Here is an 18,662-nt window from a genome sequence, read left to right as displayed (position 1 = left end):
TGACATGTCACCTTCAGGGTGAAACGACTTGTCTGTCAGGGGATTAAATGCCGAAGAATGGATTTGAACGCCGGAAGAAGACGTTGAAATATCTGGCGCTGACGTCGACGGCGCTGATCGGCCTTGGCCAGCCAAGCGCCACGGCAGCCGAGATCTGGACCGGCGCGGCCTCCACGGATTGGTTCACCGCCGGAAACTGGAATCCCGCATCGGTACCGACCGCGGCCGATAATGTCACTGTCGACACCATCGTTATAAACCCGACGGTCATCAACGCCGGAAATGCTTTTGCCGCCGGTCTCACCATAGCCAATGGCTCTTCTTCAACCGGCAATCTGACCATCTCGAATGCCGGCACTCTTACCAATCTTTATAGTTATATCGGCTACGTTTCCGGCTCCTCTGGCACGGCCGCGGTCAATGGCGCCGGTTCGCAATGGAACAACACGGGCAATCTCTATGTCGGGTTTGGCGGCGCCGGATTGGTGACGGTTTCAAATGGCGGCCTGTTGTCGGATGACCTTGCCAATCTTGGCGGGAGTTCCTCTGCCACCGGCACTGTTGTGTTGACGGGGGTAGGCTCCGCCTGGACGAACGCTTCCCAGATGACCGTCGGCGATCAAGGCACCGGATTTCTAGACATCTTCAGCGGAGCAACAGCAACGGATGTGACCGGCGTTGTTGCCGCGAATGCCGGCTCCCATGGCACGGTCAACGTCTTCGGCCCGGGGTCGACATGGACGAACAGCGGAAATCTGACGGTCGGACAGAATGGCACGGGCGCGATGACCGTTTTAGCCGGCGGTGTGGTGAGCGACCTTGCTGGCTATCTCGGATATTCCGCGGGCTCGACCGGGACGGCGACGGTCGATGGCATCGGCTCGACCTGGACCAACAGTTCGTCGCTCTTCATCGGCCATGCCGGCGCCGGCACTCTGACCATCTCTAACGGCGGCGCTGTAAGCAATTCCCTCGGCTCGATTGGTGAGCAGGCCGGTTCCAGTGGCTCGGCGACTGTCACCGGCGCCGGCTCGTCCTGGACCAATTCCGGCAATCTACTTGTCGGCTGGGGCGGCGCCGGCACGCTGACGATCCAGAGCGGCGGCGTGGTGAGCAGCACCGGCGGCCAGATCGGCTCCAAATCCGGCTCGACCGGCGCCGTGACAGTCGCCGGCACCGGCTCGTCCTGGAGCAATTCCGGCGAGCTTTATGTCGGCTGGAACGGCGCCGGCACGCTGACGGTCCAGAACGGTGGCACGGTGAGCAATACCAACGGCTATATCGGTGAAAATTTCAGCCCGGCCGCCGCCGCGACTGTGGACGGTGCGGGCTCGCACTGGACCAATTCCGGCTTTCTCTCCATCGGCAATTACGGTGCCGGCGCGCTGACGATCCAGAACGGCGGCGCAGTGAGCGCCCTGTCGGGCTACATCGGCGTCAATGCCGATTCGAGCGGCACCCTTACGGTCACCGGAAACGGATCGACCTGGAGCGACACGAACGGCCTCTACGTTGGATATGGCGGCACTGGCATACTGAACATCCAGAATGGCGGTCTTGTCAGCAGCAACATCGGCTTTGTCGGTGCCAAAGCGGGCTCGACCGGCGCGGCGACGGTCGATGGCATAGGTTCGATCTGGAGCGTCGCGTCGAACCTGTTTGTCGGCGACGCCGGCACGGGCACGTTGACGATTTCGAATGGCGGCACGGTCAGCAATGGTGAGGGCTTCGTTGGCTACAATGCAGATTCCGCCGGCACGGTGGCGGTCACCGGCGCGGCCTCGACCTGGACCAACACCGGGAATCTCACTGTCGGCGATTTGGGCACCGGCACTCTGGCGATCAGCCAAGGCGGCGCCGTCAGCAATGACTCGGCCTACATCGGCAAGACGGCGAGCTCGACCGGAACGGTCTTCGTCACAGGTGCGGACTCGACCTGGACCAATAGTTCCAACCTGTTCGTCGGCGAACAAGGTACGGGCAAGCTGAACATCCTGAACGGCGGCGCTGTCAGCGGTCACTTGGGTTTTATTGGCTTCGGTATAGGTTCCACCGGGACCGTGACGGTCGACGGCGCAGACTCGACGTGGACAAACAATTCCAACCTGTTCGTCGGCGATCAGGGCACGGGCACACTGACGATCTCGAACGGCGGCAAGGTCAGCAATGCCACGGGCTATGTGGGCACGTTCCTAGGCGCGATCGGCACGGTGACAGTCGAGGGTGCGGGTTCGACCTGGACCAACAGCCTGGACCTGTTCATCGGCGGTATCGGCACGGGTGCGCTGACGATCTCGAACGGCGGCAAGGTCAGCAATGGCTGGGGCTACATTGGCTACGAAGCCGGCTCGGCCGGCGCCGTGACGGTCAGCGGCCCCGGCTCGACGTGGACCAGCAGCGGCGATCTCAGTGTCGGCGTTAGCGGCACAGGCACGCTGACGATCACGAATGGCGGCGCGGTGTCGGCCGGCGGCGCGGTCAACATCGCCGCCCTAGCGGGCTCTGTCGGCACGCTGAACATCGGCGCGGCGAGCGGATCGCCAGCGACGGCCGCCGGCACGCTCAATGCGGCGAGTGTGCAGTTCGGACCGGGTGCGGGCGCAATCAACTTCAACCACACCGACACGAACTACACCTTCGCGTCGGCGATCGGCGGTGCCGGCACGATCAACCAGATCGCCGGCAACACGAACCTCACCGCCGATTCCAGCGCCTTCACCGGCGTGACCAACGTGAGCGGCGGGCGGCTGGCCGTGAACGGTTCGCTGGCCAACTCGCTGGTGACGATCTCGGGCGGCATACTGGGTGGCAACGGCACGGTGGGCGGCATCGCGGCGCATTCGGGCGGCATCATCGGGCCGGGCAATTCGATCGGCACGCTCAATGTGGCGGGCGACGTCGACCAGGCGGCCGGCTCAATCTATCAGGCCGAACTGACCTCGACCGGCCAGTCCGATTTGATCCAGGCGACCGGCGCCGCGACGATCGCCGCCGGATCGATGCTCGACGTGGTCAAGACGGACGCCGCGCCTTACATAGCGGGCACGCATTATACGGTGTTGCAAGCCGATGGTGGCGTCGCCGGAAACTACGCGCTCACAGGCGATATCGGCACGGCTTTCCTCGGCCTCGTCGACAGCTATGACGCCAATCACGTCTATCTCGATGTGGTCCAAAAGACCTTCGCTCAGGTTGGCCTGACGCCGAACCAGATCGCCACCGGCGGTGGCGCCGAAAGCCTGGGTGCCGGCAACCCGCTCTACGACGCAATCGCCGTGCTGCCGACAGAGGCAACTGCCCAAGCGGCTTTCGACCAGCTCTCGGGAGAGATCCATGCCTCGGCCAAGGGGATGCTGCTGGAAGACAGCCGCTTCATCCGCGACGCCGCCACCAGGCGGATCAGCGCCGCGTTTGGCGATGCCGACGCAGCCGCATTGCCGGTCATGGCCTATGGCGAGGGCGGACCGGAAATGGTCGCGGCCGACACCGATCGCTTCGCCGTCTGGGGCCAAGCCTTCGGCTCATGGGGACATACCGGCAGCGACGGCAATGCCGCCGCCTTCGATCGTTCGACCGGCGGCCTCCTGGTCGGCGCCGATAGCCTGGTCGGGGACTGGCGCGTCGGCGCCATCGGCGGCTACAGCCATTCGACTTTCGACGCCGATGCTCGCCGTTCCAACGGCGCCGGCGACAATTACCATCTCGGGCTCTACGGGGGCACCAACTGGGGCGCCATAGCCTTCCGCACCGGCGCCGCCTACAGCTGGAACAGAATCTCGACAAAGCGCGCGGTTGCCTTCAATGGCTTCGCCGATCAACTGTCGGCCGACTACGACGCCGGCACGGCACAGGTGTTCGGCGAACTCGCTTACAAGGCCGATGCCGGGCGCTTTAAGTTCGAGCCGTTCGCCAATCTCGCCTATGTCAGCGTGCACACTGACGGCTTCACCGAGAAAGGTGGCGGTGCAGCCCTGACCAGCGCAAGCTCAACTACCAATGCGACCTTCTCCACGCTCGGGCTGCGCGCCTCGACCGACCTGACCCTGGGCAGCATCGAGGCGACCGCGCGCGGCACGCTCGGCTGGCGCCATGCCTTCGGCGATGTCACGCCGACTTCGACTTTCGCCTTCGCCGGCGGCAACGCCTTCACCATTGCCGGCGTGCCCATCGCCAGGGACAGCGCCGTGATCGAGGCCGGATTCGACCTGCCGATGTCGGTCAATGCCACGCTCGGCCTGTCCTACACCGGTCAGTTCGGCTCCCATAACGCCGACAACGGCGTCAAGGCCAACCTCGACCTCAAGTTCTGACGGCGAGAGGTGAGGATCGGGAGTAGCATGAGAACGCTCGATCGACGGAGCGCCCCCTGCTGGCCGAATACGGCAAGGGCTCGGGCGGCGAGGCGGATTGAAGCTCCTACATCTTCCTGTCAGGGCAGTCGGCTTCAGGGAGATCGAGAGATTCATCGCTTTCGCCCACTCCAGCGTCAGCTCTTCCTACCAATCCAAGCCGAACACCAGCTTGCCGAAATGCAGGCCGCCGGCGGCCATGTAGGTGTAGGCTTCGGTTGCCTCGTTTTGTGAAAACACTTTGTCGACGACCGGCTCGATCCGGGCGGCGCCGATGGCGCGGGCGGCGTCGCGCAGGTCCGAGACCGATCCGGTGTTGTTGCCCACCACTTTCAGCGCCTTGATGATGATCGGCAGCAGATTGACCGTGGCCTCGGCGCCGGTGACGAAGCCGATGGTGAACAGCGTGCCGCCGGGCGCTGTTGCATTGACGGCGCGCGCGAAGGTGGCGGTGCCGCCGGTCTCGACGACGAGATCGGCGCCGAGGCCGTCGGTCAGCTCCAGCACCTTGCCGTCCCAGTCCGGTGTCGCGCGGTAATTGATCAGGTGATCGGCGCCGAGCGCCTTGGCTCGCTCGAGCTTCTCGTCCGAGGACGAAGTGATGATGACGGTGGCCCCGGCCGCCTTGGCGAGCTGCAGGGTGAAGATCGAGACCCCGCCCGTGCCGAGCAGCACGACGACCGAACCCGGCCCGACATCGGCGGCGCGGATGGCGTTCCATGCGGTGGTGCCGGCAATCGGCAAGGTCGAGGCCGCCTCGAAGGAGAGATGCGCAGGGACCGGTACGACCGAGTTGGCCGGCAGCGCGACATATTCGGCCAGCGACCCGGGCAAGGAGATGCCGCGCATCTGCGTCATCTCGTAAGGACGCGGCCGGCCGCCGATCCAGCGCGGCTTGGCGTGGGCAACGACCCGGTCGCCCGTGCTGAATCTCGTCACGCCCTCGCCGAGCGCGACGATCTCGCCGGCGCCGTCGGCCACGGGAACGAGCGGGAAGACCGGTCCGGGATAATTGCCGCTCGCAACGGCGACATCGACGAAATTCAGGCTCGCCGCACGCTGGCGGATCAGCACCTCGCCGCGTTGCGGTTCGGGCGTGGCGATGCTGGCGGCGCGGAAGGCGTCGAGCCTGGGTTGGCTGAGTTCGATGGCTTTCATGGGTTCACTCCGTGCGTGGTCGATGGACGATTGAGCGAACCTAGCTGCTGCGCTATTACTCGATAATCGTTGGACTTTGCATTTGAGTATTGCGGACCATGCAGCAATCAGTTGAACCCTCCGCCCTTGCCGAAATGGCGGCCTTCGCGGCCGTCGCCGAGGCGCGCTCCTTCACCAGGGCGGCAGCGAGAGTCGGGCGCGACGCGACCATCCTGTCGCGCCGTCTCCAATCGCTGGAAGAGCGGCTGGGGGTGCGGCTGCTCCACCGCACCACGCGCAGCGTGTCGCTTACCGAGGCGGGCGCGGAATTCCTGTTGCGCGTGCGCGCCATCCTGGCCTCGGTCGACGAGGCTGAGGCGGCCGCATCGGCGCATGCCGCCGGCGAGCCGCGCGGCCTGCTCAAGCTGGCGCTGCCCGGGACCTTCGGGCGCATGTGGATCGGGCCGCTCTTGCCGCAATTCCTGGCGGAGTTCCCCGAGGTCCACATCGAGGCAGAGTTCTCCAACCGCTTCGCCGATCTCGTCGCCGAGAATTTCGACGTCGCCGTACGGCTGGGCAGCCTGGAGGACTCGCGCCTGGTGGCGCGCAAGGTGGCGACGCGGCGCCGGCTGCTCTGCGCCGCGCCCTCCTACCTCGCCAGAAGGGGCAGGCCGGAAACGCCGCAGGCGCTGCTGAAGCACAGCTGCCTGGGCTTCTCCGGCTTCCAGACCTTTCCCGCCTGGGAGATGACCGACCGCGAGGGCCGGCGCGTGCGCGTCGAGGTTTCGGGGCCGTTGGTCAGCGACGACGCCGAGGTGCTGGTCGAGGCCGCCGTGCAGGGCGTCGGCCTGATGATGAGCACCGACTGGCTGATCGGGCGCGAGCTCGCCGACGGCCGGCTGGTGCCGATCCTGGAAGACTGGACACTTGCCGACGAGGGCGCGGTCTATGTCGTCATGCCCTCGGCCAAAGGTCAGGCCGCCAAGACCCGCGCCTTCGCCGACTGGATCGGCAAGCGCTTCGCGCCTGAGCCGCCGTGGCGAAAGTAAGCGCGAGGTAGCCGGGCATTCGCGCAGGCGATCCCGACCGCGGCGCTCGTAGGACAAGGTTCCTCGCCCCAGAAGGGGATAGGCAGTTCCGGCGGCCGCGCCCTACCCTTTTGCCGCCAGCAAATTCGCATCCCGCGCCAGCCGCCAGCGGCCGTCATTCTCCTTGCGCAGCAGCGTCAGCGTATAGCCGGACCGCCGCACCGGCTCGCCGCCGGGCGGCGTCGCCGTCATATCGATGCGGTTGCGGATATAGGCCCAGTCGCCGAGCAGATTGAGCTCGACGATCTCGCTGTCACCGTCGATCTTGGTCTCGCCCATGCTCCTGGACGCGGCGGCGAAGGCTTCCTTGCCGAAGGGCTCCTTGCCGGGAACCATGAAGACGACATCGTCCGTCATCAGGCCAAGCACGGTCTCCAGATCGCCCTTCCGGCTCGCCGCCATCCAGGTCTCGACCACCTGGCGGATCGCGGTTGCATCATCGGTCATCGGTTTACCTCCTTGCAATCGTCGGCGGTCGGATTGTCATCAATACTTGGTGCGATCGCCTCCGCCGGCAACGCCGCGGACGAGATCTTGGTGGTCGACCCTTCCGGCACATCTGCTGGAATTGTTCGAGCCGGCCAGGAGCACATAAGCGAGATCCATTCAGGAGAGATTGGCCGCTCGCCGGCTTTCGACAATCTCTATATGATGCCCCGCCACGATGGGGGATCGATTGTGAAAAGCGCACTGGCAATCGTCGCACTTGCCCTTCTAGCCACGCCTTTCGCCCATGCCGCGCCTTGCGCCTGGTCCGCCCGGATGGAGGAGGACGAAGGCGGCAGCGTGATGACGGCTTCGGTCTGCGGCGGGCCGAAGGGCGATGCGCATCTGATGCTGGCCTGCTTCGACAAGCCGGTGCTGAGCTACGATCTCGGCGCCGCAGGCGGGCAGCTGGAGCCCGGCATCGGCGGATCCTTCACCTTCAAGGCCGGCGACAGGAGCCTGACGAAAAAGCTCGAGCTCGAGGCGATGTATAATTACTTCACCGCCGAACTCTCCGGCCCCGCCGACCCGTTGCTGGCGCTGCTGCGCGGCAAGGGCGAGGTGACGGTCTCGGCCGACAAATACGGTGCGGCGAGCTTTCCGCTGAAAGGCTCAGGTGCTGCGATCGGCAAGGTGCTGGCAGAATGCGGCAAGGGTTCGGGCGGCGAGGCCGACTGACTCTGCCGCCGAGGAAAGAGGCCGGCAGCGTCAATGCCTCACTTGCCTTGGCCCTTCATGAACTGCCCGAGCAAATCCACCGGCAGCGGGAACACCACCGTGGACGAGCGCTCGCCGGCGATGTCGTGCAGGGCCTCGAAATAGCGCAACTGCATGGCTTGCGGCTCGGCCGCAAGCATGCGGCCGGCCTCGACCAGCTTCGCCGCCGCCTGCTGCTCGCCGTCGGCATTGATCACCTTGGCACGGCGCAGCCGCTCGGCCTCGGCCTGCTTGGCGATGGCGCGGACCATGCTCTCGTTCAGGTCAACATGCTTGATCTCGACATTGGAGACCTTGATGCCCCAGGCATCGGTGCGCTGGTCGAGGATCTCCTGGATGTCGCTGTTGAGCTTGTCGCGTTCGGCCAGCATCTCGTCTAGCTCGTGCTTGCCGAGCACCGAGCGCAGCGTGGTCTGCGCCAGCTGGTTGGTGGCGGCCATGAAATCCTCGACCTGGATGATTGCCCGCTCGGCGTCGACGATGCGGAAATAGAGCACGGCGTTGACCTTGACCGAGACGTTGTCGCGCGAGATGACATCCTGCGGCGGCACATCCTGGACGACCACGCGCAGATCGACCCGCACCATCTGCTGGACGAAAGGGATGAGGATGATGAGGCCGGGGCCCTTGACGCCGGTGAAGCGGCCGAGCGTGAAGACCACGCCGCGTTCATATTCCCTCAGGATGCGGATGGCGGCCGCCAGGAAGATGATCACCAGCAGCGCAATGATAAGATAGGCGACGTAACCGACCATCATTTTACTCCGTTGTTGCTCGCATCGCGACGCCGCACGGTCAGCACGAGGTCACTGACGTCGATCACCTCGACCCTGTCGCCGGGTGCTACGGGTTCGTCGGCCCTCGCCCGCCAACGTTCGCCCAAAGCCAGCACATGGCCCTCGCCGCCCTGCCAGTCGATGATCTCGACGGGCAAGCCGCGCATCGCCTCGCCGCCGACGCGCGGCGGGTTCCTGCGGACCGTCCAGACATAGGTTCCGGTGAGTAGCGCCAGTCCGAGCGTCAGCACGGCGGCGGGGCCGATGACCGCCCACGACATGGCAAAGCCCGGCCCTTCGATCCTGAGCAGCATGGCCGAGCCGAGCAGGAAAGCGGCGACGCCGCCCAACCCCAGCACCACGGTGGGGTTGAAGGCCTCGATGATCAGGAAGGCGATGCCGAGCAGCATCAGCGCCAGGCCGGTATAGTTGATCGGCAAGAGGTTGAGCGCATAGAGCCCGAGCACCAGGCAGATGGTGCCAGTGACGCCGGGCGCCACGGCGCCCGGGCTGGTGAACTCGAAGACAAGGCCATAGACGCCGACCAGCATCAGGATGACGGCGGTGTTCGGATCGGTGATGACGGAGAGCAGCCGTATGAACCAGCCAGGCTCCAGCGTCTCGACCGGCAGCCCTTTCGTCGCCAGCACTTTCTTGACGCCGGCGACATCGACGGTGCGCCCGTCGGCAAGCTGCAACAACTCGGTAGCATCGCGGGCGACGAAGTCGATGACATGCTCCTGCAGGGCGGCGTTGGCCGACAAGCTCGCTGCCTCGCGCACCGCCTTCTCGCCCCAGTCGCCGTTGCGGCCGCGCATCTCGGCGAGCGAGCGGATGAGCGCGACCGCGTCATTGGTCACCTTGGCCATCATCTCGTCGCCGGGCGGCTCGGTGACGCCCTTCTGGTTCTTGTCCTTGTCGCCGCCCGGAAGCGACGGCAGCCCGCCTATCTCGACCGGCGTCGCCGCGCCCAGATTGGTGCCCGGCGCCATCGCCGCGACATGGGTTGCGTAAAGAATATAGGTGCCGGCGCTCGCCGCATGGCCGCCGGCCGGCGCGACATAGCCGATAACGGGCACGGGCGAGGCCAGGATGTCGGCGATCATCTCGCGCATCGAGGTGACCAGGCCGCCCGGCGTGTCGAGCTGAAGGATGAGCACTTCGGCGTTGCGTTCAGCAGCAGTGTCGAGTGCCTCCTCGAGTTGCCTGGTGCTCGCTGGCCCTATAGCGCCGTCAATGGCAACGCTCAGCGCGATCTTCCCGCTCCCGGTCGAGGAGAAGGAAGAAACGGCAGCCGCGGCCATGAGGGCAACGGCGAAAAGGGCCGCCCGCGCGAAGGTCACGCTCGAAGCTCCATGAGTTCAAATATGGGTTGTGCCGCGGCGAAGTCCAATGAGCGTCGAAGGCCGCCCGCGCCAACCGTCGGCGGCTGCGGTTGGGCGCCATGGTTCAGGCCGGCGCTGAAGGCGCTACGGAGCGAAATCGGTCCTGAAGAGATAAATCGGAAAAAAAGCGCTCCCGGCCCGTGTCTGATCGCACGAGCCGGGGCGCGGGGCGTCAATAGTCGGAGCCGCCTTCGACGACGACCCGACGATGATGGTGCCGGTGGATCGAACTCGTGACGACCACGTCCTGACGACGGTGATGGCGATAACGCCAGCCCCGCTCGCCATTGTCATAGAAGGCGACCGTGCCGTGATGGCGGTGATGCAAGCGATGGCCCTCGTCATTGATGATGATGGCGGGGCGGTGATGATAATGATGCCTGTGATGCGTCCTGATGACGACATCGGCCTCGGCCGCCGAAGCGACGGCGGGTGCGGCGACGCAGAGCGCCAGGGCGGCAAGGAGCACTGTTTTCATTGCTCTATTCCTGATTCCTGAATCATCCCTTCGGCTGGGTAAACCGCTGCCTGTCGCTTTGGTTCCGGGGAGGACGGACATGCGCCATCCGCTCCGGCGCGCGATCGAGATCGGGTGGGAGGATGGGCCGGCGCCGCAGTGGGCGGGGGTTCGTTGGGGGTAGCTGAGGCACCGGCCGAAGGCGGAATGGGCACCGCCGCCTGTCAGGATAGGCTCCCGGTGCGGTGACGAAATTGCGTGATCGCGGAAGGAACGGCGCCGACGCCGAAGCTGCCGCTCTCCCCAGATTACGCGATCCGGCCTCTCCGCCCAGCCACCGCTATCGCGACCGCCAACGCCACCAACCCCGTGGCCGCCGCGAAGGTGAACCCCATGCCGCCGGCGACCGCTGCCGGCGCTGCCGTCGCGACATCCTTGGTGCCCACGGCGAAGGCGAACACCGCGCCCATCACCGCCGTGCCGGTGACAAGGCCGAGATTGCGCGACAGGCTCAGCATGCCCGAGACCACGCCGCGCTCGGACCTATCGACATCGGCCATGACGGCGGTGTTGTTGGCCGCCTGGAAGAGCTGGTAGCCGGGCGTCAGCAGGATGATCGCCGCCGCGTAGCCGACGACACCGAAGACGCCCGGCAGCACGGCGAGCGCGACGCAGCCGGCGACCATCAGCACCAGCCCGGCCATGACCATCGCGGCAGCGCCGAGGCGGTCGACGACACGCCCGGCAATGATGCCGCAAAACGCCGAGACCACGGGTCCGATCGACATCACTGCCCCGGTCGCAGCGTCGCCGAGGCCCAGTGCACGCGACAGGAAGAACGGGCCGACGACCAGCGTGGCCATCATCACCGTCGAGACCAGCGCGTTCATGGCAAGGCTCGGCGCCAGCACTGGGTCGCGCAACAGCGCGAGCTTGACCAGCGGCGACGCCACCTTGGCCTCGGCGACGACGAACAGCACCGCGCCGACAACTGCCCCGCCGAGCAGCGCCATGTTCAGGCCGCCCATATGACCGCGCCCCATGGTCATGGCCAGCGCGTAGGCGGCAAGCGTGGCGGCAAGCAGCAGTGTCCCCAGCATATCGAAACGTGCGGCTCCCTTCGCCTCTGCGCGGTCGATGCCCGGCCCTTTGTCGCCCGGCAAAAAGCACCAGGCGGCAAGCAGCGCGACGGCGCCGAGCGCGGCGTTGACGAGGAAGATCGAGCGCCAGCCGAAAGCTGCGATCAGCACGCCGCCGAGCGAGGGCCCAAGCGCGGTGCCTATCGCCGACATGGTGCCGAGCAGGCCCATGGCGCTGCCGGTGCGTTGCTTCGGCACCGTCTCGCCGACGAGGGCTATCGTCAGCGCCATCATCACCGCGGCGCCCAGGCCTTGCACGGCACGGGCAGCGATCAACATCGCCAGCGACGGCGCGAGCGCGGCGGCAAACGAGGCGGCGCTGAAAAGCGTCAGGCCGGCGATCAGCAGCAGCCGGCGGCCGACGACATCGCCGAGATGCCCGACGCTAACGATCAGCGCCGTTATGGCGAGCAGGTAGGCAAGCACCACCCATTGCACCGCCGGAAAGGACGCGGCGAAAGCCGCGCTCAACGTCGGCAGCGCGACATTGGCGATGCTGGTGCCGAGCGAGGAGACGAGCATGGCAAGCGACAGGCCGGCCAGCGCGCCCGCCGTCGAATGGCGCAGGGGCGCGGCGCGGGTTTCGGCAATGTCGACCATGATTTCTTCTCCGTCGGTTGAGCTTGCGGGGAACATAGGCATGGGCATGACATGGCGGAACACGCAGCGTATGCACTTGAATAGTGCATCAGACGCCATGCCGCTTTGACGAATCCGTGCTATGGTCGCGCTATGTCGCGACCCGATCTCAACCTGCTCGTCACGCTGGATGTGCTGCTTGCCGAAGGCAGCGTCGCCAAGGCCGCGCGGCGCCTGAAGCTCAGCCCTTCGGCAATGAGCCGGGCCCTGGCGAGGCTGCGCGAGGCGACCGGCGACCCGCTTCTGGTGCGTGCCGGGCGCGGCCTGGTACCGACGCCGCGCGCTGTCGAGCTCGGAGGACAGGTCGGGCGGCTGGTGAAGGAGGCGGAAGCGGTGCTGCGGCCTGCCGAGCGGCTCGACCTCGCGCGGCTTGGCCGCAGCTTCACGCTGCGAAACAGCGATGGTTTCGTCGAGAATTTCGGCCCCGCGCTGCTCGCCCGCGTGGCTGAGGAAGCGCCGGGCGTGCAACTGCGTTTCGTGCCCAAGCCCGACAAGGACAGCGGCCCGATGCGCGAGGGCGCGGTCGACCTGGAGACCGGCGTGGTGGGCGGTTCGACCGGGCCGGAGGTGCGCGCGCAGGCGCTGTTCCGCGACCGCTTTGTCGGCGTCGCGCGGGCCGGCCATCCTTTGAGCGAAGGCCGGATCACCGCCGCGCGCTTCGCCGCCGGCCGGCACATATTGATCTCGCGCCGTGGCCTCGACCGCGGCCCGGTGGATGATGCCTTGGGGCTCGCCGGGCTGACGCGGACAGTCGCGACCGTGGTCGGCGGCTTCGCCGAGGCGCTGGCGCTGGCGCGTGGCTCGGACCTCATCGCCACGGTGCCGGAACGCTATACTGGAACGCTGCGCGAGGGCCTGTTCACCTTCACGCTGCCGGTGAAGCTCGCCGCGCTGACGGTCTCGCTTTTGTGGCACCCGAGGCTCGACGCCGATCCGGCGCATCGCTGGCTGCGCGGGCTGGTGAAAGAGGTGTGCCGTCTTTCCTCTCCGCCGTTTCGCGAGGGCGAGGAACCCTTGCCCTGATACGCCGCGGCACCGCGGAACCGACCCCGCGCTGCAGTCGATGCCTTTATCATATTAGTTATCACTAATATATTCTATCGTACGCAGGACAAACCGTGTCTGTCATGGAACCCGCGGCCTAGTCAGCGCGTTGCCGGGCGCGCGTGAAACAGCCGGAGGCTCGCTTGAGCGAATTCAGGAAGTTCGCCTGCCCCCGGTGCCTGGGCGCCGGCAAGGTGTTCGAGTGCGAGAAACAGGTGGCGTCGAATGGCGCATGTTGTCCCTTTGGCGCGTTGCGCGACAATTGCCCTGGACAACGGGCTTCCTGCCAGGCCTGCAACGGAACCGGCCTGCGCGGCTACGGCGCGCCCTCTACTATAGAGGACTAAACCCGGCCGGCTTCGCTTTCGCTACACTTGGGAGTCTTGCCTTTCATTCGTAATTTCTAATATACTATAAAAGGGCGAGAGCGGAGCGGCGGGCGCCCCGCATGACAATCTATCGTGTCGAGGAAATGAACGGCGATGCCGTCGTCGCGGTCCATTCGGCCGCAGCAAAGACGCCTTTCGAGGCGGCTGAGAAGGCGCTTGGCCAGAAAGTCACTTTGCGCGCCGGCGCCGACAGGTGGGTCCGCGTCGTCGATCTCACCGAGCGGCCGAGACCGGTCAGGCTCAGGCCCACGACATTCGAATTCAAGGCTATAGGCCAAAGGAAATAGCGCGCTCCGTTTTGCATTGGCGCCAGTGTGGACGAAGCGCGGCGAAGTCGCCGTGCAAACCGCCAGGCACTTTTCCTGGCTTTAAGTACTGGCGCCGCCCATCAGCGCGGCGACCAAGGTCGCCAGAAACACGAGCAGCCCCAAAGCGATCCGGTCCAGCCATGATCGCCGTCTGGCAAGAACCTCGAACAACCGTTTGGCCATCGCAACTTCCCCCATTCGGCGACACTCTATCACGTCTTTCATGAGCGGGTCATGAAACGGCTCACAGATAGATCCGATGCCGCTTTCAAGCGGAATCCCGTCGTCGCCGGGCATCAATGCTGTACTGCCGAATTGCACCCAAAAAAAGTCAGGGTCGAAGCGACATGCCGGCCGGCGAAAAATCAGCCTATTCAAGCGGATAGGCATATGCGCGGCGCTGCCTGGTGAATATCTGAAAAGCCCGGAATTCCGCCATTTCGTGGCTTTTAGCCGTGTCCCCGGCATGGCTGCAAAGCGTGCTTCGAGGACGAAAAGGCGGCTAAAAAGGCGCTTCCTGGCCGCCGGCCGGCGGCGTTGACAGGGCACCGCGCCAATGGCACTCCGCAACCACTGGTCACGCCATGACCGTTGCTGTTGGGGACGGACGGGGTTTCAGCAGCTTGGCGGCGGCGCCGGACGGGCGGGCACCTTCGAAGTGTACCGCCCGCTCCTGGCCAGCATCAATTTTCAAGCCGGATGTCGCGGGACCAAGCCGGAGCGTCACCGCCTCGATTCAACGCTTGACTGCGAGTCCCGGCGCCTGTCCGGCGTCGGCCTCAAATATCGTCCAACCAGGCGTGCACGACCGCGTCGGCGCGTGATCGGATCGGATCTCAGAACGTGAAGCCCGAGGATGGCACTGCGGCCGTCACCGCCGAAAGCCTGTCACGTCTGGCAAGCGTCGGTTTGCGATATGTCTTCTTCATCGGCTGCCTCGGCCCGGTCGACGAACAGGACCGCAACATATGCGCGACGTCCGCCGCGTCAAGCGAGGACGAAAATCTGGCGCCAGCAACTGGCCGGCGAGCCGCCGGGCGCGCCAGCCAATCTGTCCGTGCGCCTTTGTTACGATTTGGGACCCGAGACGCTCGCGACGACGCTTGACAGCTTCTGCCGCTTCGACAGCACCGGCTTTTCGTAAATCTTCTTCATAAGGAACCCCCATTGCCCAAGTTTCGCGCTCGGCAGCACGCAGCGCAAACACACTCGCGTCAAGAACATTTGCGTGATCGAGGCCCAATGCGGACTGACTGCAACCGAAAGCAGCTGGGCTGTGGCTGGCCGGCAACATCCGGCGTTGCCTCCGATGGAGCCCTCGTCGCTGTGGGCCTCGGGGAGCTGGCGGTCGATCGCTTCGGGATGCACAGGCCGATGCCGAGGCTCGCCAGGTCGGCCGCGGCCCGCGTGGGCTGGCTTGCGGACAGTCACCCAGGTCATTCTTCTTCAGATCCAAGCCATTCTTGACGAATGGCCAGCGAACCGAAAAGCTCGGCCGCAGTGGCGCTGTGCGGGAAGGGAGGCCATGCCATGCCGGGTGCCGACGAAAAGCTTACCGCGCTTGGCATCATGCTGCCACCGCCGCTGAAACTGCCACCGCGCATGGTGCTGCCCTTTCCCTGGGTGAATGTGCGCGGCGACCGCGCCTATATCTCCGGCCACGGACCGCAGGAGCCGGACGGCACGCTTGCGGGCCCGTTCGGCGCGGTCGGCGAGAGCGTGTCGCTGGAGGAGGCGCGGGGCTCGGCCCGCAAGGTCGGGCTGTCGATGCTCGGCAGCCTGAAACGCGAGCTCGGCAGCCTCGACCGGATCACCGGCTGGTGCCGCGTGCACGGCATGGTCAATTCGGCATTGCGCTTTACCGAGACGCCGGCGGTGATAAACGGCTTTTCGGAACTCATCCTCGAGGTGTTCGGGCCGGAGATCGGCCGCCACGCCCGCACGGCAATCGGCGTAGCCGCCCTGCCCCTGAATTTCCCGGTCGAGATTGAGGCCGAAGTGATGATTGTGAGGTAGCGCCACACCTCTCCCTTGCAGGCAAGATGACCAGCTCCAGCGCGCTTGACCAGGCCGTGATCGGCGCGATAGGCGGGGGCGCAGGCCATCCAACCGATGAAAGATCCGCCATGACAGACGCTATCGTAAAAGACAGCAACGGAACGACGCTGAAGGAGGGCGACTCCGTCACCCTGATCAAGGACCTCAAGGTCAAGGGCACGTCCGAGACGATCAAGCGCGGCACGCTGGTGAAGAACATCCGCCTCAACGGCAATCCCGGCGAGATCGAATGCAACACCAAGTAGGTGAAGGGCCTGGTGCTGAAGACGGAGTTCGTGAAGAAGGCGTGAATGCGGCGCCGGCCCTCGCGGGGAGATCATGCGGTCGGCTGCTTTCATTGCAGGAGGAGCGCCGCCGGCTAGTCACCTCCGGAAGGGAGGAGCTCGGCAATTTCGGTGCTGCCGCACGTCGTCCCCCTCGCCTTATGTTGCACCGCGTTAGATTTGTTGCATTGCGATATGAGCCCGCAGGCGCAAGTCTTCCTCAAGGCGGGATACGAACGAGCTTGCGAGGTTCGTATTCGTGTCAGCATCAGCGCAGGATTTCCGGCCCGACATAGAAGGGTTGCGGGCGGTGGCCGTAGCGGGCGTCATCGCCTACCATTTCGGCCTGACCGCGCTACCCGGCGGCTTTGCCGGGGTCGACATCTTCTTCGTCATCTCGGGCTATCTGATCACCCGCCATCTGGTCGCCGAGATTTCCGGCACCGGCCGGCTCGACCTTCTGCGTTTCTACGCCCGGCGCGCGCGGCGCCTGCTGCCGGCGGCGCTTTTCGTCATCGTCGCCACACTTGCCGCCGGCGCGGTCATCCTGTCGCCGGAAGAACAGGCGCTCTATTCCAAGGGCGCCATGTTCGCCTCGGCCTATATGATCAATCTGTGGCTGATCCGCTGGTCGTTCGACTATTTCGCCAATGACGCCGCGAGCAACCCGTTCATCCATTACTGGTCGCTGTCGGTCGAGGAGCAATTCTACCTCGCCTGGCCGGCGCTGCTGATGCTGGCCGCCTGGCTGAAGCCGGGCAAACGCTCGATCGTCGTTGCAATCGCCGCGGCCGGCCTCGTCTCCTTTGTCCTCTGCGCCTGGCTGACGAGCGTATCGCCACCCTGGGCGTTCTACTTTTCGCCGCTGCGCGCATGGGAATTTGCCGCCGGCGGCCTCGCATCGATGGTGCCGGCGCGGCTGTTGCAGGAGCGTCCGCGGCTGGGGCGGGCGTTGAGCCTGGCCGGACTGGCGATGATCGGGGCCGCTTATCTCACCTTCAGCGAGGACGCTCCCTTCCCCGGCTTTCTGGCGCTTCTGCCGGTGGCCGGCACAGTCCTTCTGCTCAAGGCGGGAGCGGCCGGCGTCAGGGACGGCACTCCTCGTTTGCGCAATTCCGAACGGAACTGCGTGAACGCCGCCCTGACGCTGCCGCCTTTGCAATGGATCGGCAGGCTCTCCTATTCGCTCTATCTCTGGCATTGGCCGGTGATCGTCTATGCCGGCATGCTGGCGCCGGAGTTGACGCCTGCCGAGCGGCTTTACTGCCTTGCCCTGACGCTGGCGCTGTCCGCGCTCAGCTACCACCTCGTCGAGAACCCTATCCGTCGCAACGGCTGGCTGATGGCCAATGCGGCGCGGGCGCTGGTGCCGGCCCTCCTCCTGACCGGCACCGGCGTCGCAGCCGCCTATGGCAATGCCAGGCTCGCCGCGCATGATCTCGACCCGCGGCAGCGCATCATCGCCGCGAGCGCCGCCGAACCCTCCACGGCCCGCGCCAAAGCAGGCTGCGTGCTGGATTACGAGACGGTCACGCCGATCCCTTGTGTGTTCGGCGACGGCCGGCGCACCATAGCCCTGTTCGGCGATTCCCACGCCGACCACTGGTCGACGCCGCTGATCGAGGCGGGCCGGAAGAACGGCTACCGGGTGGTGACCTGGCTGAAAAACTCCTGCCGCGCCTCGCGCGTCAGCGCCTGGTCGTCCGAATTGAAGCGCGCCTACGCAGAATGCGACCGCTGGCGCGAGCAGGCGATCAAGGAGATCATCCGCGCAAAGCCAGCGCTGGTGGTCATCTCGGAGCTGGCGCTGAGCAGCGGGCGCAAGATGGCGGGCCGCGGCGGCGACACGGACAGCCAGGACGCCGACTGGCGGGCCGGCCTGCGCTCCACGCTCACCAGCCTGAGCCAAGCCGGCCTCAAGGTCGCCTTCATCCGCGACGTGCCGTTCAACAACGCGAATATCGACACCTGCGTGGCGCGGGCGCTTTGGCGGAACGAAACGCCCTCGCGCTGCGACCAGACGCGGGCCTATGCCGCCAACGACAAGATGGCGGCGGTGGAGCGCGATATCGTCGACAGCATCCCCAACGCTGCCTACGTCGACCTCACCGACCGCTTCTGCAGCTCCACCATTTGCCACGTCTTCATCGACGGCAAGCTCGCCTTCCGCGACCGGCACCACATGGCGACCCCCTTCGCGAAATCGCTGGAGCCGGACGTGGAGAAGAGGGTGATTTCCAAAGTGGGAAGGTGAAGCTGCCAATCTCCCCTCTTGTGAGCTACGGCATGCACACATTTCCAAGCGGCTGGTCTTTGGCGATAGCGTGCTTGGCAGCTTGGCGCATGCATTGGCTAATGTAGCGCTGGTCGACCCCCACTCCGTCTCGGCTTCGCCGAGCCACCTCTCCCCCGATCGACGGGGTAGAG

The 18,662-nt window shown here is 65.6% G+C and carries 15 protein-coding genes; 8 read left to right on the top strand and 7 right to left on the bottom strand.

What is annotated here, in order from left to right; genetic code table 11:
• The first annotated feature begins 47 nt into the window (after positions 1–47).
• Positions 48–4,310, top strand: coding sequence for an autotransporter domain-containing protein (locus FJ425_RS30310; protein ID WP_140631583.1), 4,263 nt, complete (start codon positions 48–50; stop codon positions 4,308–4,310).
• Between the two features lie 186 nt (positions 4,311–4,496).
• On the opposite strand, the gene FJ425_RS30305 is transcribed toward FJ425_RS30310, so the two are convergent.
• On the bottom strand, positions 4,497–5,507 hold the full coding sequence (locus FJ425_RS30305; RefSeq protein WP_140631586.1) for an NAD(P)-dependent alcohol dehydrogenase: 1,011 nt from the start codon (positions 5,505–5,507) through the stop codon (positions 4,497–4,499).
• Positions 5,508–5,605: 98 nt separating this feature from the next.
• Here FJ425_RS30305 and FJ425_RS30300 point away from each other — a divergent pair, with 98 nt between their 5' ends.
• Positions 5,606–6,535: a LysR family transcriptional regulator gene (locus FJ425_RS30300; protein ID WP_140631589.1), complete on the top strand. Its 930-nt coding sequence runs from the start codon at positions 5,606–5,608 to the stop codon at positions 6,533–6,535.
• Between the two features lie 102 nt (positions 6,536–6,637).
• Here FJ425_RS30300 and FJ425_RS30295 read toward each other — a convergent pair whose 3' ends face one another.
• Complete coding sequence (locus tag FJ425_RS30295; RefSeq protein WP_140631592.1) at positions 6,638–7,021, bottom strand: SgcJ/EcaC family oxidoreductase; 384 nt, start codon at positions 7,019–7,021, stop codon at positions 6,638–6,640.
• A gap of 231 nt (positions 7,022–7,252) precedes the next feature.
• Here FJ425_RS30295 and FJ425_RS30290 point away from each other — a divergent pair, with 231 nt between their 5' ends.
• Positions 7,253–7,738 carry a hypothetical protein gene (locus FJ425_RS30290; RefSeq protein ID WP_246673351.1) on the top strand — a complete coding sequence of 162 codons (486 nt, stop codon included), beginning with the start codon at positions 7,253–7,255 and terminating at the stop codon, positions 7,736–7,738.
• Positions 7,739–7,776: 38 nt separating this feature from the next.
• On the opposite strand, the gene FJ425_RS30285 is transcribed toward FJ425_RS30290, so the two are convergent.
• From FJ425_RS30285 to FJ425_RS30270, 4 genes are all read right to left on the bottom strand, one after another.
• Entirely contained in the window at positions 7,777–8,535 is a 759-nt protein-coding gene (locus FJ425_RS30285) for a slipin family protein (RefSeq protein ID WP_140631594.1), read from the bottom strand.
• Positions 8,532–9,896: a nodulation protein NfeD gene (locus tag FJ425_RS30280; protein WP_140631597.1), complete on the bottom strand. Its 1,365-nt coding sequence runs from the start codon at positions 9,894–9,896 to the stop codon at positions 8,532–8,534. The genes FJ425_RS30285 and FJ425_RS30280 overlap by 4 nt, the downstream gene beginning before the upstream one ends.
• A 214-nt stretch (positions 9,897–10,110) precedes the next feature.
• Positions 10,111–10,416, bottom strand: coding sequence for a hypothetical protein (locus tag FJ425_RS30275; RefSeq protein WP_140631599.1), 306 nt, complete (start codon positions 10,414–10,416; stop codon positions 10,111–10,113).
• 287 nt (positions 10,417–10,703) lie between these two features.
• Positions 10,704–12,134: an MFS transporter gene (locus FJ425_RS30270; RefSeq protein WP_246673352.1), complete on the bottom strand. Its 1,431-nt coding sequence runs from the start codon at positions 12,132–12,134 to the stop codon at positions 10,704–10,706.
• A 132-nt stretch (positions 12,135–12,266) separates the two neighbouring features.
• Between FJ425_RS30270 and FJ425_RS30265 the strand changes: the two genes are divergently transcribed.
• Both FJ425_RS30265 and FJ425_RS30260 read left to right on the top strand, forming a co-directional pair.
• Positions 12,267–13,196, top strand: a complete 930-nt coding sequence (locus tag FJ425_RS30265) for a LysR family transcriptional regulator (protein WP_140631602.1) — start codon at positions 12,267–12,269, stop codon at positions 13,194–13,196.
• A 469-nt stretch (positions 13,197–13,665) separates the two neighbouring features.
• Positions 13,666–13,893, top strand: a complete 228-nt coding sequence (locus FJ425_RS30260; protein WP_140631605.1) for a hypothetical protein — start codon at positions 13,666–13,668, stop codon at positions 13,891–13,893.
• An 81-nt stretch (positions 13,894–13,974) separates the two neighbouring features.
• Here the strand turns inward: FJ425_RS30260 and FJ425_RS30255 are convergent, their stop codons facing one another.
• Complete coding sequence (locus FJ425_RS30255; protein WP_140631608.1) at positions 13,975–14,211, bottom strand: hypothetical protein; 237 nt, start codon at positions 14,209–14,211, stop codon at positions 13,975–13,977.
• A gap of 1,233 nt (positions 14,212–15,444) precedes the next feature.
• Here FJ425_RS30255 and FJ425_RS30240 point away from each other — a divergent pair.
• The 3 genes from FJ425_RS30240 (at position 15,445) to FJ425_RS30230 (ending at position 18,489) form a co-directional block, all read left to right on the top strand.
• A complete protein-coding gene (locus tag FJ425_RS30240) occupies positions 15,445–15,930 on the top strand; it encodes a RidA family protein (protein ID WP_140631616.1) in 486 nt (161 codons plus the stop codon).
• A 110-nt stretch (positions 15,931–16,040) separates the two neighbouring features.
• Positions 16,041–16,217: an alkylphosphonate utilization protein gene (locus FJ425_RS30235; protein ID WP_140727818.1), complete on the top strand. Its 177-nt coding sequence runs from the start codon at positions 16,041–16,043 to the stop codon at positions 16,215–16,217.
• A 277-nt stretch (positions 16,218–16,494) separates the two neighbouring features.
• Positions 16,495–18,489 (top strand): acyltransferase family protein, encoded by a 1,995-nt coding sequence (locus tag FJ425_RS30230; protein WP_140631654.1) that lies wholly within the window; start codon positions 16,495–16,497, stop codon positions 18,487–18,489.
• Positions 18,490–18,662 lie beyond the last annotated feature (173 nt).

This window comes from Mesorhizobium sp. B2-7-2 (genome assembly GCF_006440775.1).
Lineage (GTDB): Bacteria > Pseudomonadota > Alphaproteobacteria > Rhizobiales > Rhizobiaceae > Mesorhizobium.
The sequence above is the reverse complement of the archived record's forward strand: the minus strand, read 5'-3'. Positions and strand labels throughout refer to the sequence as shown.